Consider the following 16116-nt stretch of genomic DNA (forward strand, 5'->3'; position numbering starts at 1 on the left):
TGTGAGCTATATGTTTGGAAAAAAGCGACAAAAACAGAAGCCAGATGATGCTGTTATACAGCAATTAATGCAAATTGTAGGTGATAGTGAAGTTCTTTATTTGAAAGAAGATCTGATAGCATATGAATGTGACGGTTACACCCTCTCAAAAGGAATGCCAAAAGCAGTTATTTTTGTGAAAAGTACAAAACAGGTTTCTGACGTGGTGAAATACTTAAATACAGTAGGAATACCTTATATTGCCCGAGGAGCCGGTACGGGATTAAGTGGTGGAGCGACACCACTCGGTGGTGAAGTGATTATTAGTTTGGTCCGAATGAAGAGAATGCTTCATCTTGACTTGAAAAATAGAAAAGCGGTTGTAGAACCGGGCTATATTAATTTAAAGCTGACACAATCGATTTCAGATAAAGGTTATTATTATGCACCAGATCCTTCGAGCCAATATGCATGCACGATAGGTGGGAATGTTGCCGAAAATTCCGGTGGTGCTCACTGTTTGAAATATGGGGTAACGACAAATCATATTCTAGGGCTTGAGTTTGTGCTTCCTAGTGGTGATGTTATAGTGCTCGGAGAAGAAGGAATTCCGGATCGTCCCGGCTATGATTTGCTCGGTCTCTTGACCGGTTCAGAGGGAACACTAGGAATTGTAACTAAAATTACAGTGAAGATATTAAAAAATCCTGAAGGGAAGAAAACCGTTCTTGCCTATTATGATGATATTGGTGATGCAAGTCAGGCTGTTTCAGATATTATAGCTGCAGGTATCATTCCAGCTGCGCTTGAAATGATGGATTCCATAGCCATTGAAGGGGTAGAATCAGCTGCCTACCCGGTTGGGCACCCGAGGGATATTGCTGCATTTCTACTTATCGAAGTTGATGGGATTGATGCTGGGATTGAGGACCAAATCGACGAAATTCTTACTGTATGCAAAAATAACAATGTTCGCGAAATAAAAGTGGCGAAAGATGAGGAAGAGCGTGGACTTTGGTGGGCCAACCGGAAAATGGGATTTGGTGCAATGGGGGCAATCTCCCCGGATTACCTTGTTCAGGATGGGGTTATTCCGAGAACGCGATTGCCTGAAGTTCTTGCTAAAATCAGTGAAATCAGTAAAAAGTATGAGCTTCGTATTGCGAATATTTTCCATGCGGGAGACGGAAATCTGCATCCGCTGATATTGTTTGATGCCAGCATACCCGGAGAAAGTGAACGTGCATCCAAGGCTGGTTCGGAATGTTTGAAGGTTTGTGCAGATGTTGGAGGTTCTATTACTGGTGAACACGGTGTTGGTATTGAAAAATCAGCAGAAATGCGCTTTATATTCACTGATGAAGAAATGACTGCCCAAACGAATATACGCGCTGTGTTTAATCCGGAAGATTTATTGAACCCTGGGAAGTTATTTCCACAACCAGGCCGTTGTGTAGAAATTAAGCGGGAAATTACAAAAGAAGTAGTATCCTAATTTAATAGATCGGTAAGTTTAAGCATTTAGTGAGAGAAGGAATTAAAATCACTTAGCCGCTTTCCTCCTAATAAAGCTTTGCATCCTTGTATAAGCGAACAGCCAATTCACTATTAAAGTAAGCGTAAATACCTTCAATCAATCAGAAATAAGGAGAGGAAACAATGAAGTTTGCCAGATTTAGAAGAGAAAATGATGAAACAATATTACAAGGAATTATAACAGATGGCGGCATTAAGGAAATTAAAGGGGACATTTTTTCTGAATGGGAGCAAACAGATTCAATGCATCCTGTGGATGAAGTTACGATTTTGGAACCGCTCGTTCCACGACATATAATTGGAATCGGTGCTAATTATGTTGCTAAGACAGATGATCTGCCATCCGATCTGCCGAATTTACCTGTGTTTTTTTATAAGCCGGTTTCATCCGTTATTGGCAGTGGAAAACCGATTAAAATCCCAAACAAAATAAATGAAGTAAAATTCGAATCTGAACTTGCCGTTGTTATTGGTAAACATACACGTAACATTTCAGAAGAAGAAGTGACAGACCATATTTTTGGTTATACGGTTGCCAATGATGTGACGGCACCACAGTATTTCCATGAATCTGGACATTGGACAGTAGGAAAGTCATTTGACACGTTTACTCCACTGGGTCCTTATATAGAAACAGAACTTGACCCTGATCAAGTCACTGTTGAGGCCTACTTGAATGGCGATCGAAAGCAGGCTAGTGCAGTATCGCTTATGATCATTTCAATGAGAAAAATGATTGCCTATTTATCCAATGTGATGACACTGGAACCAGGTGATGTAATTCTAACAGGCAGTCCAATTGGGGCGGAAATGATGCGGTCGGGTGATGAAATAGTATGTCAAATTGCTGGAATTGGAAAGCTTCGAAATTCTGTAGAACAAGCCTAATTTTATCTAACACGTAATTGGAAGTACGATTTTTAGTGAAAAGATTTGGTTGTAAAACAAAGATAAGAGGGGGGAGTGTGTCATTCAATGATGGTATTAAACTGTGTAATTGCCCGATTCTAATTAAGAGCAAAAAATGGTAATAATAGGAGTGGGATAAGGCGATTTAAATAATTGAAAATTCTATTTGCTGAAACAGAAGCAAGAAATAGCTGGTAATTGTAATAAGGGCATCTTTATCGAACATTATTATTTTCCAATCATTAATATTGTTATTCATATATTAAAACCTTTCAAGGGGGAATTTAAATTGGAGAGTGGAATATTAGCTGTTTTGGCGTTCCTTCCAATTATTGTTGTTGCTGTTTTTCTTGTTGGGCTTAAATGGCCGGCAAGTAAAGCGATGCCGCTTTCGTACATCACCGCTGTATTACTGGCTCTTTTTGTTTGGGATGTAGCATTTCCGCAAGTTGCCGCTGCAACTGTTCATGGTCTTATCGTTGCTGTCACTCTCTTATTCATTATTTTCGGTGCAATATTACTGCTGAACACGCTACAGGAAAGTGGGGGACTCCACACGATTCGTCGTGGTTTTACGGATATTACACCTGACCGCCGTATTCAAGTAATTATCATCGCATGGCTTTTCGGTTCGTTTATTGAAGGTTCAGCAGGGTTTGGTACACCAGCAGCCGTTGCAGTTCCATTGTTGGTTGGTCTTGGTTTTCCGGCGATGGCGGCTGTTGTCTCTGGTCTGGTTATTCAAAGTACACCGGTTTCATTTGGAGCAGTTGGTACACCCATGATTGTAGGTGTAGGTACAGGAATTGAACCACTTAGCCAAATCAGTGAAGTTTCCACTTTTGTGTCCAATGTTTCTGTACAAGTAGCCATTCTCCATACTATTGGAGGTCTGTTAATTCCATTATTTTTAGTTGGTATCATGACACGATTTTTCGGGAAAAACAAATCATTCAGTGAAGGATTAAAGGTTTGGAAATTCGCATTATTTGCGTCGTTGGCAATGACCATACCATATTTAATCGTTGCAAATCTATTGGGACCCGAATTTCCTGCAATGCTTGGTGGCCTAATTGGATTGGCGATTGTCATACCTGCGGCCCAAAAGGGCTTTCTGATGCCGAAAGTAAATGAAATTTGGGACTTCGAAGCAAAAGACCGCTGGGATCCAACGTGGACAGGGCGTGTTGAACTGAAACAGAGCGAAATATATGCAGGTAAAATAAGCATGTGGCGTGCATGGGCCCCATACGTTTTAATAGCTGCATTCTTATTAATTTCAAGGATGACTGTCGTTGGAGATTGGCTTAAATCGGCAACGATAAGAGTACCAAATATTTTTGGTACTGATATTTCTTCCAGCTGGGAAATTCTATTTTCGCCAGGTTTTATATTTATCGTAGTTGCAGTAATCACTTTTTATATGCATGGGATGAAGGGGAAGGAGTTTGCCAGGGCTTGGAAAAACTCTGGTAAAACAATAATAGCTGCAGGTTCGGCTCTTGTGTTTACAGTGCCTATGGTACAAGTGTTTCTTAACTCTGGCGGGGGAGCTGCGGGTTATCCAGAGATGCCAATAGCTTTAGCGGAAGGTGTTGCAGGTCTTGCGGGAACGTTGTATCCAATCTTTGCAACATTTGTTGGAGGACTTGGCGCATTTGTAGCCGGAAGCAATACGGTAAGTAATATGATGTTCTCCCTTTTCCAATACGGGGTTGGTGAGCGAATTGGTGGTGATCCATCATGGATGGTTGCACTTCAAGCGGTTGGTGGTGCAGCTGGCAACATGATCTGTGTGCATAACGTTGTCGCAGCATCTGCAGTTGTTGGACTTGTAGGGAAAGAGGGGCATGTCATTCGTAAAACACTTCTTCCGTTTATCTATTATGCACTATTATTAGGTTCCGTCGGCTATTCAATTATGTGGACAGCTGAAAGAGGTATTTTCAACATCGGATCGATTATCGCTGTCATTATTTGGACAATTGCTATTTACATTATCGCGACAAATAACAAGCGTTTGAATGCGATTGACCGAAGGGCCGCTTAACGAACGGAAATCACGGTTCGATTAATATGCTAAAATTGAGAAGTGTGTACATTTCAATTTATAAGGAGCTATAGGATTGAAAGAGAGAGTGGGTTGCTTGTGTCTAGTGATCGGCTCTCTTTTTGTTTAGATTAAATATAATGTGTAACAGGCTGGCCAATCAACCTGAACCAACCCTCTATTAAGAGTGCCGGCTAATGCGCTGTTGTCTTAAAGCGTCCACCATGAACCTCCTGTGTATCCATAATGGTCGTAAAGGCTCTTGAATCGGAGTCAAATACAATTTGTTTTAGTTTAGCAACTTCAAGTCGAGTAATAATAACGTAGAGAACTTGGGTATCTGTTTCCTGATGATTATGCTGTCCGTATAATTTCGTTACCTTGCGCTTTAGAGACTTCTCAATTTGATTGGCAATTTCGCCTGATACATCGGATACAATCAGTGCTGCTTTTGTTTCGTTGAGAATACCTTGCCCTACAATATCAATGGTTTTCGAGGCAATATAATAGGTAAGAATGGATAGCATTGCTTGCTCCCAGCCAAGGATAAATCCTGCCCATACAAAAATAAAAATGTTAATGAACATGACAAACTCGCCAACGGAAAAGGGAAAACTTTTGCTTATAATAATTCCAAGTATTTCTGTTCCATCTAATGCACCGGCATTTCGGATAACAATACCTACCCCCGCTCCCAAAATCAAGCCGCCAAATACGGTTGCTAGTAGTGGTTCATCCGTAATCGGCTGAAAATGGTGCAAGAATCCTTCAGCAATTGCTAATACGACAATACTAAATAGCGAAGCGATTAAAAAGCCTTTTCCTAGTCTGTGATAGCCAGACAGAAGAAATGGAATATTGATTATTAAGACCAATATGCCAAAGCTGACTCCAGTGAGGTAATTCAGTAGCAAAGAAATACCGATAACCCCTCCATCAATGATTGCATTTGGCACAAGAAAGAGGTCCAGAGCTACTGCTGCAATGGCGGCGCCGACAACCAACATAAAATAACGGCGAATAAGATGTGCTAAGCTTTCCTTTTTTTTTGTTCCACTCATTATATAAAACATCCTTTTGACATTGAATCGAAATAACGTTTTTTAGACTTCCCATAAATAACGCTGTCAATATAGCTATTTTTACCAATTTTGCATGATTTGATGTATATCATGGAGATGACATTACGAACTTTTCGTGGCAAAATAGAGATAGATGCATCAACAAAGGGGTGTTATGCATGAAACAAAAGCTTAACTTAAATCAGTCTTTACAGTGGAAAATGAATCAGTCGCTTGTACAGTCCATTAATATTCTGCAATTCTCAAGTGGAGAGCTGTTGGAGTATATAAAAGAGATAGCAAAAGAAAATCCGTTAATTGAAGAAGTGAATTCCGATATGGATTGGGTTCAATATCGCCCAGCTTCCCCAGAAACGTTTTCTATTGGAGAAATTAATACAGCAGAAATGTCTTTGTATGATCAATTGAAATCGCAGTTATTTACTATTTCATACCCAGAAAGTTTAAAACCAATTATTGAATTTGGGATAGATTCCCTCAATGAAGATGGTTATCTTGAAATCGATTTGAGAGAGTGGGCAGATAAATGCGATACAACAATTGAAAATGCGGCATACGCATTGGAAAAAATCCAATCATTGGAACCAGCGGGAATTGGGGCGAGAAATCTTCAGGAATGTATTCTATTACAGTTAAAGCAGGCGAATAACTTCGAACCTTTTGTAGAAGAGTTACTTGAAAATCATTTAGAACTAATTGCGAATGCAGATTTGGAAGCCATAAGTGAAATAGGTGGAATAGCTGCAGAAAGAGCAGGTTTGATCATTGAAAGTATTAAACTATGTCATCCAAAGCCAGGGAAATTACTAGAACCACCTGAACCAGACTATATTATTCCGGAAGCTTCAATCTTTAAAGAAAATGGTGAATGGAAGCTGTCTTTTTATCGATGGTCTACACCAAAAATAACACTAAATCCGACTTACCAACGTTTAAATGATCCTATGCATGAAGCAACTGATTATTTGAGAGAGAAGCAAAAAGAAATCGAACAATTACAGCAAGCAATTGGCTATCGAGGAAATACAATCGAACTTGTCATTCGAAAAATCATGGAAAAGCAGTATCTATTCTTCGAACATGGGACATATATGATCCAATCACTTACCTTAAGGGAGATTGCAGAAGAACTGGGACTTCACATCTCAACAATAAGTAGAGCAATCAGTCAGAAATATGTGCAAACAATACATGGGGTATTGCCATTAAAATTTTTTCTGCAACGGGGAGTTAAAAACGAGAATGGCACTACTGCTTCATTTGCTATTAAACAGCTAATGAAGGAGATGATCCTCCATGAGGATAAACAAAGCCCACTGTCAGATGAAGCAATAAAACGTAAACTGATGAACGAATTTCAAATTGAAGTAGCGAGACGGACTGTAATGAAATACCGTGACCAGCTACGAATCCCATCATCGATTAAGCGAAGGGAAAACAGGAGGAACTAATATGCGGCATGTTATTTTATACACAAAGGAAGCTTGTACCTTATGTGATGAAGCAGAATTATTATTATCTTTTTTTATGGAAACGCATCCATTTGAATTGGAAAGAAGAGATATCAATACAAATGATGAGTGGTTTGAAAAATATCATTTGGAAATTCCGGTAATTGAAATGGGTGGCAAGCAGTTATATGGTGAAGGAATAAATTATGAATCGATAAAAAAGTTATTCCAAGTCAATAGAAGTAAAGACATACCGTCCACATAGTGGCACGGTATTTTTTACACCTAAAATAGGTGATCATTTAACAAAGAAACCACTTTTTTTCGTTTATAATTGTAACCTTTGGGAAATGTAGAATGTGTAGTCTTTTAAAAGATAAATGTAAAATTTATGTGTTTTCATTTGTATAACTTTCTGATTATGGTATAATAAAAATTGTAACTGGGACATAATATATCCTTCCGGGACAATTTATGACCCAAAGAAGGAGAGCCTTTAAAATGAAAGCTTTAATTAGTCTGCAGCAAAAGCTTGTTCCTGATCTTTTAGAAGTCATGCAACAACGATATGCATTGTTACATAGTATAGATCTATTCCAGCCTATTGGCAGAAGAGGTCTGACAGAAAACACAAACCTCACGGAAAGACACGTTCGTGGCGAGATTGACTTTCTTCATGAACAAGGTTTAGTCGAGGTAACAGCTAGAGGAATGTATATCACAAATGAGGGAAAAGTAATACTAGAACAGCTTACAAAATTTATCGGCGATCTAACTGGGTTACATGTTTTAGAAGAACAAATTAAGGAAATATTACAAGTAGACCGTGTAGTTGTTGTACCTGGTGATAGTGATGACAATACATGGGTCCAAAAAGAAATGGGAAAGGCTTGTATCGCTTCGCTCAAGAAACTTGTTGGAAAACAAAATACGATTGCTGTAACTGGCGGTACTACAATGGCAGCTGTAGCTGAATCAATGACTTCCTTGAATAAGGAAAGTGAATTTCTGTTTGTTCCTGCTCGTGGTGGTATTGGTGAAAAGGCTGAAAACCAAGCTAGCAGAATTGTTGAGGAGATGGCAAAAAAGGTCGGTGGAGAATACCGGCAATTATATGTTCCGGATCCAATCAGTGATACGACCTACGAAACCATTATCAATGAACCATCTATTATGGAAGTAATCCAGCGCATCAAAGGTGCTGACATTGTTATTCACGGGGTGGGGGATGCATTGAAAATGGCAGAACGCAGGAGAACGCCAGATGATGTCATCACCTTATTAAAGGAAAAGAATGCTGCAAGTGAAGCATTTGGTTACTATTTTGACCAAACAGGTAATGTTGTCCATAAAGTGAAAACGGTAGGAATACAGTTGGAGGATTTGGACAACGTAGATAATGTCATTACAGTGGCTGGAGGCAGATCGAAGGGAGTGGCAATTGCTTCTTACTTCAAGCGAGGCAGAGGTGACTTGCTGGTAACAGATCAAGGAGCAGCAGAACAGATATTGAGAGGTTCTCCTCTTTAAATATATCAATAAAAAAGAATTCTAGGAGGAATAATACATGGCAGTTAAAGTAGGTATTAATGGATTTGGAAGAATTGGACGTAACGTATTTCGTCAATCATTATTAAATGATGAGGTAGAGGTAGTTGCAGTAAATGATTTAACAGATGCAAATATGCTTGCACATCTATTAAAATATGACTCTGTACACGGTTCACTAAAAGAAGAAATCTCTGTTAATGGTTCCAACATTGTTGTTGACGGTAGAGAAATTAAAGTACTATCTGAACGTGATCCTGCACAATTAGGTTGGGGAGACTTAGGTGTAGAAGTTGTTATTGAATCTACAGGACGTTTCACAAATGCAGAAGATGCACAGAAACATATTGATGCTGGAGCGAAAAAAGTAATCATTTCTGCACCTGCAAACAATGAAGATTTAACAATTGTTATGGGTGTAAACGATGATCAATACGATCCAGAGAAGCATCACATCATTTCAAATGCATCTTGTACAACAAACTGTTTAGCACCATTTGCTAAAGTATTAAACGATACATTCGGAATCAAACGTGGATTAATGACAACAATTCATTCATACACAAACGATCAGCAAATCCTTGATTTGCCACATAAAGATTACCGTCGTGCACGTGCAGCAGCAGAAAACATCATCCCTACAACTACTGGTGCTGCAAAAGCGGTTAGCTTAGTATTACCTGAATTAAAGGGTAAACTAAACGGTATGGCTGTTCGTGTTCCAACTCCAGACGGTTCATTAGTTGACTTAGTTGCAGAGCTAGACAAAACGGTAACTGCTGAAGACATTAATAATGCATTAAGAGAAGCAGCTGAAGGTCCATTAAAAGGTGTGCTTGAGTACAGTGAGGCTCCATTAGTATCTACAGATATCATTGGTAACCCACACTCTTCAGTTGTTGATGGGCTTTCTACAATGGTTATGGAAGATAACTTCGTTAAAGTTGTATCATGGTACGATAATGAAATGGGCTATTCTTCACGTTGTGTAGACTTAGCTGCATTCATGAAAAAACAAGGACTATAAGAAAAAGTGAGACGGAGGAGGATTCCATTCCTCCTCCGTTTTTTCGCATAACTTACTTGGCAAAAGGACTTCTGAGAAGGTGAAGAACACTTTCATAAGAATCCCTTTAACGAATGCCAAGTTTTAAAAAATACTTTAACAAGCGCGTACGTACTTGTTAGTATATAATGATTACGAATCATGTAATCATGGAAGTCTATGTTCAGGGGTTACTTACTCCATGAATAGATTACATAGGCAGAAATAAGGAGGGGTTTATTCATGAATAAAAAAACACTTCAAGACCTTGACGTAAAAGGAAAAAAAGTATTTTGCCGTGTCGATTTTAATGTTCCATTGAAAGATGGAGAGATTACGGATGATACGAGAATTAGAGCGGCATTGCCGACAATTAACTATTTAACAGAGCAAGGCGCTATTGTTATTTTGGCAAGTCACCTTGGACGACCAAAAGGCAAAGTAGTGGAAGATTTACGTTTGGACCCTGTTGCCAAGCATTTAAGTGATTTAATTGGAAAACAAGTAGTGAAAACAGATTCTGTTTACGGTGAAGAAGTGAACGAAGCAATTGCTTCCTTACAACCTGGCAATGTACTCCTAATCGAAAATGTTCGATTTGAAGCTGGAGAGGAGAAAAATGATCCCCAGCTAGTGCAAGCATTTGCTGATATGGCAGATCTCTATGTAAACGATGCTTTTGGTGCAGCTCATCGCGCGCATGCATCGACAACTGGAGTTGCAGAAAAACTTCCAGCAGCTGCTGGTTACCTATTGGAAAAAGAAATAGATGTACTAGGAAAAGCGCTTGAAACGCCAGAACGGCCGTTCACCGCAATTATTGGCGGTGCAAAGGTGAAGGATAAGATCAATGTAATCGATAATCTATTAGATAAAGTAGATAATCTAATCATTGGTGGCGGACTTGCTTATACATTTATTAAAGCACAAGGACATGAAATCGGTAAGTCCTTATTAGAAGAAGATAAAATTGACCTTGCTCTTGAGTTTATCAAGAAAGCAGAAGAAAAAGGAGTTAACTTTGTGCTTCCTGTTGATGTAGTAGTAGCTGATGATTTCTCTGAATCAGCAAATACAAAAATTGTTGGCATTGATGAAATTCCTGCCGATTGGGAAGCTTTAGATATTGGTCCAAAGACAAGAGAGATATACAGTCAGCTTGTCGCTGAATCAAAATTAATTCTTTGGAATGGTCCAATGGGTGTGTTCGAACTAAACCCATTTGCTGGTGGAACGAGAGCAGTTGCAGAGGCTCTAGCTGAAACCGCGGGTTACTCCATTATTGGTGGTGGAGATTCCGCTGCAGCTGTGGAGAAATTCGACTTTGCAGATGAAATGGATCATGTATCCACTGGTGGAGGGGCTTCCTTGGAATTCATGGAGGGTAAAATTTTACCAGGTGTCGCTGCTTTAAATGATAAGTAATAGCAGGCAGTGATACAAATTAACTTGTGGGGTGATAAAATGCGTAAAAAAGTGATTGCTGGAAATTGGAAAATGAATAAAGTTTTATCGGAAGCAACAGCATTTGTTGATGATGTAGTTGGAAAAGTACCCAATAGTGATCAAGTAGAAGCTATTGTATGTGCGCCGTTTCCATATCTATCTTCCTTAGTGGAAAAAACAAATGGAACAAAACTTCGTGTAGCTGCACAAAATATGCATTTTGAAGAAAATGGTGCATTTACTGGAGAAGTAAGTCCTGCAATGTTGCAAGACCTTGGTGTAACACATGTTGTACTTGGTCATTCAGAGCGTCGTGAATATTTTGCAGAGACAGATGAAACAGTAAACAAAAAGACACATGCGGCATTTAAGCATGACCTTACTCCAATCGTTTGTGTTGGTGAAACGTTAGAGCAACGTGAAGCGAATCAAACAATGAACCATGTTGCAACTCAAGTTAAAAAAGCACTTGAGGGTCTTTCCGATGAGCAAGTAGCTAACACAATTATAGCTTATGAGCCAATTTGGGCGATTGGAACAGGAAAGACGGCATCTAGTGAAGATGCCAATGAAGTATGTGCGCAAATCCGCCAGGTAATTAAAGAAGTGACAACTGAAGATACGGCAGAAAAAGTTGTTATTCAATATGGTGGTAGTGTAAAACCTTCGAATATTGATGAATTACTTGCAACTTCCGATATTGATGGTGCATTAGTCGGTGGGGCAAGTCTAGAAGCTGAATCATTTCTACAGCTTGTGGAGGCAGGTACAAAATGACTCAAAATAAATTAGCTGCATTAATCATTTTGGATGGATTTGCGATCCGTGATGAAGTAATGGGAAATGCAGTAAAACAAGCAAGTACACCTAACTTTGATCGATATTGGGACAAATACGCCCATAATCAATTGATCGCAAGTGGAAACGCCGTAGGATTACCTGATGGCCAAATGGGGAATTCTGAAGTAGGGCATTTGAATATTGGTGCTGGTCGCGTTGTTTATCAAAGCTTGACTCGAGTGAATATGTCCATTGAGGAAGGTGACTTTTTCAAGGTCGAAGCTTTTCTAAGATCGATTCACCATGCGAAAACGAACGATAAGGCGCTTCACTTATTTGGATTGTTATCTGATGGCGGTGTGCATAGCCATATCAGTCATTTATTTGCATTGTTAAAGCTAGCAAAGGATAATGGTTTAGAAAAAGTATATATACATGCATTCCTAGATGGTCGAGACGTCGGCCCACAAACTGCAGGTGAATATATTGTAGAAACCGAGGATAAAATCCGTGAGCTAGGAATTGGTGAAATTGCAACCGTTTCTGGAAGGTACTATTCGATGGACCGTGATAAACGCTGGGATCGTGTTCAAAAGTCCTACGAAGCAATGGTTCATGGCAAAGGTCCAAAGTATAAAAACGCAATGGAAGTTATTCAGGATAATTATGAAAATGGAATTTATGACGAATTCGTTATACCTTCCGTTATTGTCGATGAGAATGATGAGCCTGTTGGACGAATTCAGGATAATGACTCAATTATTTTCTATAACTTCCGCCCTGACAGAGCAATTCAAATTTCACGTACATTTGCAAATGCAGATTTTCGTGATTTTGATCGAGGCGAGAATGTTCCAAAAGACTTGGATTTTGTAATGCTAACGAATTTCAGTGAAACAGTAGATGGTTTTGTTGCCTATGAACCGATTAACTTGGATAATACCGTTGGTGAAGTACTTGCTCAGAATAATCTAAAGCAACTGCGTATTGCTGAAACGGAAAAATATCCGCATGTTACCTTTTTCATGAGTGGGGGACGTGAACAGGAATTTCCGGGTGAGAAACGCATTCTGATTGATTCGCCAAAAGTTGCAACTTACGATTTAAAACCTGAAATGAGTGCCTATGAAGTAACGGATGCGCTTCTTGAAGAACTAGATAAAGGTGAACAGAATGCCATCATTCTAAACTTTGCCAATCCAGATATGGTTGGTCATTCAGGTAAGCTACAACCAACAATTGATGCTATTCAAGCAGTTGATCAATGCTTAGGAAAAATTGTTGACAAAATCGTGGAACTTGGTGGACATGCAATTATTACTGCCGACCATGGTAACTCCGATGAGGTTGTTACATTGGAAGGTAACCCAATGACTGCGCACACTACCAATCCAGTACCAGTTATTGTTACAAAAGATAATATTCAATTACGTGATGGTGGCAAGTTAGCTGATCTATCACCAACATTATTGGATTTACTTGATGTTGCCAAACCAGAAGAAATGACTGGAGAATCATTAATTATTAAATAAAAATAAAAATTAAAAGTAAAAAAGGAATGAAAAGGACCGAGAAGTTCGAGGCGGCGTAGCTCCCCGTACCGGAACGTATGCAATTAATACGTGAGGAACGGGCTTGCACAGGATGTGCTGACTTCTACGTTGCCCACAGGACGTGGGCGTTCTTAGTAGAAGTTCCATTATCGCCAACGAAGAAATTCGACGTGTCATTTTCACCGGACTTTTTTACAACCCATAAAAAAAGGAGAGATTTACATGCCATACATTACAGACGTATACGCTAGAGAAGTATTAGATTCACGTGGAAACCCAACGGTTGAAGTAGAAATTTTTACAGAATCCGGAGCATTCGGTTCTGCGTTAGTTCCAAGTGGAGCATCGACTGGGGAATATGAAGCAGTTGAATTACGTGATGGTGATAAAGACCGTTACTTAGGAAAAGGTGTCTTGAAAGCAGTTGAAAATGTAAATGACATTATTGCACCAGAGCTAATTGGTCTTGATGTAACACGTCAAAACATTATCGATGCTTTATTGATTGACCTTGATGGTACAGAAAACAAAGGGAAATTGGGTGCTAATGCAATCTTAGGTGTTTCGATGGCAGCAGCTCATGCAGCAGCAAGCTACCTTGAAGTTCCTTTATATAACTACCTAGGTGGATTCAATGCAAAAGTTCTACCAACTCCAATGATGAACATTGTAAATGGTGGAGAGCATGCAGATAATAACGTTGATATTCAAGAATTTATGATTATGCCTGTAGGAGCTCCTACATTTAAAGAAGCATTACGTACTGGTGCAGAAATTTTCCATGCATTGAAAAAAGTACTAAGTGAAAAAGGTTTGAATACTGCAGTTGGTGATGAAGGTGGTTTCGCACCAAACCTTGGTTCCAACGAAGAAGCATTACAAACAATCATGGAAGCAATTGAAGCAGCTGGCTATAAACCAGGTGAAGAAATCAAGCTAGCGATGGACGTTGCTGCATCTGAAATCTATGAAGATGGAAAATACAACTTAAAAGGTGAAGGTGTTGTTCGTTCCTCTGAAGAAATGGTTGACTGGTATGAAGAAATGATTAACAAATACCCAATTGTTTCCATTGAAGATGGTCTTGATGAAAATGACTGGGATGGTTTCAAATTATTGACAGATCGTATCGGTGACCGTGTTCAATTAGTTGGAGATGACCTATTTGTAACAAACACGGAGAAGCTTTCTCAAGGAATTGAAAAAGGTATCGGTAACTCAATCCTGATTAAAGTGAACCAAATTGGTACACTAACTGAAACATTTGAAGCTATTGAAATGGCCAAACGTGCAGGATATACAGCAGTTATTTCTCACCGTTCTGGTGAAACAGAAGATGCTACAATCGCTGATATTGCCGTTGCTACAAATGCAGGGCAAATTAAGACAGGTGCACCGTCACGTACAGACCGTGTAGCGAAATACAACCAATTACTTCGCATTGAAGATGAATTGGCTGGTATGGGTGAATATGCTGGTCTAAGTGCATTCTATAACTTGAAAAAATAAAAAAGTATTGATAAGAGACGGAGAAATCTGTCTCTTATTTTTTTGCGGAAAGTTTCGATTAGAAACTTGACAAGTGATAAGTTTTTTAATTAATTCCCGCTTGTAAATGTTTACAAAATCCAAGCATAGATAAGTGTCCCCTGTAATACAGTTAACTAAATGGAATTATTATACAGAGAGGGGGGCTTACATGGCTAAAAAAGTATTGCTTTTCGGTGATATTGGTATTGACGATACAATTGCTATACTTTATGCATACATGAATGATGAAATTGATATTGTTGGGATGGTTGCTGACTATGGAAATATATCGAGGGAAAATGCTTTAGCAAATATCCAATATGTACGAAGCCTGTTCGACTCCGAGGAAATTGAAAATGTCAAAATCATTGTAGGTGCTGAAATACCAATGACAGGTGAACTGCCTGAATATGTTCCGGAAATTCACGGAGAATATGGACTCGGACCAATTATACCTGAGACGGATGGCCAAGACGGGGTCAGTGAAAATTTCCACGATATTGTAGAAATAATAGAGCAATACCAGGATGAATTAGTCATTGTGAATATCGGCCGTTTGACATCACTTGCTACCATGTTTTTACTGTACCCGGATTTAATGAGAAAGGTAAAAAGCTATTATATAATGGGAGGAGCATTTTGGGTTCCAGGAAATGTAACCGCGGTGTCAGAGGCAAATTTTCATGGCGATCCTGTTGCCGCTCAGTTGGTATTAGCAAACACGAATAATAATGTCACAATTATTCCGTTAAATGTAACCCAACAAGCAATCGCTACACCGGAAATGGTGGATTATATAGATCAGGTTGGCGAGCTTCCAATTGTAAAAACATTATTGGATTACTACTACGATTATTACAAAGAGAGGGATCCTAATATCCAAGGTAGTCCCCTTCACGATGTCCTCACGTTAATGGCGATTAATCAAGAAGATATGTTTACATTTCAAAATTTACCTGTGCAGATTGTTCAGGCTCGAGAGGGTACAGAGCGAGGGCAAAGTATAGCTGACATTCGACCATATAGTAATATGGAGGAAGAAGCAGACGAGGAGGTTCGAACCCACCGTATCGCCTTCGGACTCGATTATCCAAAGTTCTACACACGTTTTATGACCGTTATGTCAGGTCAGCGATTCGACTAAATGAGATGCATAAAAGCGATATGAATTATAACATCGCTTTTATGTTTTTTTGTGCTAATCTAT

The 16116-nt window shown here is 39.2% G+C and carries 13 protein-coding genes; 12 read left to right on the forward strand and 1 reads right to left on the reverse strand.

What is annotated here, in order from left to right; genetic code table 11:
* Nucleotides 1–10 precede the first annotated feature (10 nt).
* The 3 genes from NST46_RS13180 (at nt 11) to NST46_RS13190 (ending at nt 4474) form a co-directional block, all read left to right on the forward strand.
* Nucleotides 11–1474, forward strand: coding sequence for an FAD-linked oxidase C-terminal domain-containing protein (locus tag NST46_RS13180; RefSeq protein WP_340002081.1), 1464 nt, complete (start codon nt 11–13; stop codon nt 1472–1474).
* A gap of 164 nt (nt 1475–1638) precedes the next feature.
* Entirely contained in the window at nt 1639–2403 is a 765-nt protein-coding gene (locus tag NST46_RS13185) for a fumarylacetoacetate hydrolase family protein (protein WP_341137359.1), read from the forward strand.
* Nucleotides 2404–2713: 310 nt separating this feature from the next.
* Nucleotides 2714–4474, forward strand: coding sequence for an L-lactate permease (locus NST46_RS13190; protein WP_340002079.1), 1761 nt, complete (start codon nt 2714–2716; stop codon nt 4472–4474).
* A 194-nt stretch (nt 4475–4668) separates the two neighbouring features.
* Here NST46_RS13190 and NST46_RS13195 read toward each other — a convergent pair whose 3' ends face one another.
* Entirely contained in the window at nt 4669–5535 is an 867-nt protein-coding gene (locus tag NST46_RS13195; RefSeq protein ID WP_095311292.1) for a YitT family protein, read from the reverse strand.
* 179 nt (nt 5536–5714) lie between these two features.
* On the opposite strand from NST46_RS13195, the gene rpoN reads away from it, so the two are divergent.
* From rpoN to NST46_RS13240, 9 genes are all read left to right on the forward strand, one after another.
* Complete coding sequence (rpoN, locus tag NST46_RS13200) at nt 5715–7007, forward strand: RNA polymerase factor sigma-54 (RefSeq protein WP_095311294.1); 1293 nt, start codon at nt 5715–5717, stop codon at nt 7005–7007.
* A gap of 1 nt (nt 7008) precedes the next feature.
* Nucleotides 7009–7272 carry a glutaredoxin family protein gene (locus NST46_RS13205; protein ID WP_095311296.1) on the forward strand — a complete coding sequence of 88 codons (264 nt, stop codon included), beginning with the start codon at nt 7009–7011 and terminating at the stop codon, nt 7270–7272.
* Nucleotides 7273–7508: 236 nt separating this feature from the next.
* Nucleotides 7509–8537, forward strand: a complete 1029-nt coding sequence (locus tag NST46_RS13210) for a sugar-binding transcriptional regulator (protein WP_095311298.1) — start codon at nt 7509–7511, stop codon at nt 8535–8537.
* A gap of 37 nt (nt 8538–8574) precedes the next feature.
* A complete protein-coding gene (gap, locus tag NST46_RS13215) occupies nt 8575–9582 on the forward strand; it encodes a type I glyceraldehyde-3-phosphate dehydrogenase (RefSeq protein WP_095311300.1) in 1008 nt (335 codons plus the stop codon).
* Between the two features lie 261 nt (nt 9583–9843).
* Nucleotides 9844–11025, forward strand: coding sequence for a phosphoglycerate kinase (locus tag NST46_RS13220; protein WP_095311303.1), 1182 nt, complete (start codon nt 9844–9846; stop codon nt 11023–11025).
* 39 nt (nt 11026–11064) lie between these two features.
* Nucleotides 11065–11823, forward strand: coding sequence for a triose-phosphate isomerase (tpiA, locus tag NST46_RS13225; protein WP_340002078.1), 759 nt, complete (start codon nt 11065–11067; stop codon nt 11821–11823).
* Complete coding sequence (gpmI, locus tag NST46_RS13230) at nt 11820–13358, forward strand: 2,3-bisphosphoglycerate-independent phosphoglycerate mutase (RefSeq protein ID WP_095311307.1); 1539 nt, start codon at nt 11820–11822, stop codon at nt 13356–13358. The genes tpiA and gpmI overlap by 4 nt, the downstream gene beginning before the upstream one ends.
* A gap of 243 nt (nt 13359–13601) precedes the next feature.
* Complete coding sequence (gene eno / locus NST46_RS13235) at nt 13602–14888, forward strand: phosphopyruvate hydratase (RefSeq protein WP_095311309.1); 1287 nt, start codon at nt 13602–13604, stop codon at nt 14886–14888.
* A gap of 190 nt (nt 14889–15078) precedes the next feature.
* Nucleotides 15079–16053, forward strand: a complete 975-nt coding sequence (locus NST46_RS13240; RefSeq protein ID WP_095311311.1) for a nucleoside hydrolase — start codon at nt 15079–15081, stop codon at nt 16051–16053.
* The last annotated feature ends 63 nt before the right edge of the window (nt 16054–16116 follow it).

The organism is Oceanobacillus sp. FSL W7-1309 (assembly GCF_038002145.1).
GTDB lineage: Bacteria > Bacillota > Bacilli > Bacillales > Amphibacillaceae > Oceanobacillus > Oceanobacillus profundus.

Excerpts from the sequence above, each read along its gene's own strand:
- NST46_RS13205 (WP_095311296.1), top strand. The coding sequence starts at position 7,009 with ATGCGGCATGTTATTTTATACACAAAGGAAGCTTGTACCTTATGTGAT.
- NST46_RS13180 (WP_340002081.1), top strand. The coding sequence starts at position 11 with ATGTTTGGAAAAAAGCGACAAAAACAGAAGCCAGATGATGCTGTTATA.
- NST46_RS13185 (WP_341137359.1), top strand. The coding sequence starts at position 1,639 with ATGAAGTTTGCCAGATTTAGAAGAGAAAATGATGAAACAATATTACAA.
- rpoN (WP_095311294.1), top strand. The coding sequence starts at position 5,715 with ATGAAACAAAAGCTTAACTTAAATCAGTCTTTACAGTGGAAAATGAAT.
- NST46_RS13220 (WP_095311303.1), top strand. The coding sequence starts at position 9,844 with ATGAATAAAAAAACACTTCAAGACCTTGACGTAAAAGGAAAAAAAGTA.
- NST46_RS13240 (WP_095311311.1), top strand. The coding sequence starts at position 15,079 with ATGGCTAAAAAAGTATTGCTTTTCGGTGATATTGGTATTGACGATACA.
- NST46_RS13210 (WP_095311298.1), top strand. The coding sequence starts at position 7,509 with ATGAAAGCTTTAATTAGTCTGCAGCAAAAGCTTGTTCCTGATCTTTTA.
- gap (WP_095311300.1), top strand. The coding sequence starts at position 8,575 with ATGGCAGTTAAAGTAGGTATTAATGGATTTGGAAGAATTGGACGTAAC.
- NST46_RS13195 (WP_095311292.1), bottom strand. The coding sequence starts at position 5,535 with ATGAGTGGAACAAAAAAAAAGGAAAGCTTAGCACATCTTATTCGCCGT.
- gpmI (WP_095311307.1), top strand. The coding sequence starts at position 11,820 with ATGACTCAAAATAAATTAGCTGCATTAATCATTTTGGATGGATTTGCG.
- eno (WP_095311309.1), top strand. The coding sequence starts at position 13,602 with ATGCCATACATTACAGACGTATACGCTAGAGAAGTATTAGATTCACGT.
- tpiA (WP_340002078.1), top strand. The coding sequence starts at position 11,065 with ATGCGTAAAAAAGTGATTGCTGGAAATTGGAAAATGAATAAAGTTTTA.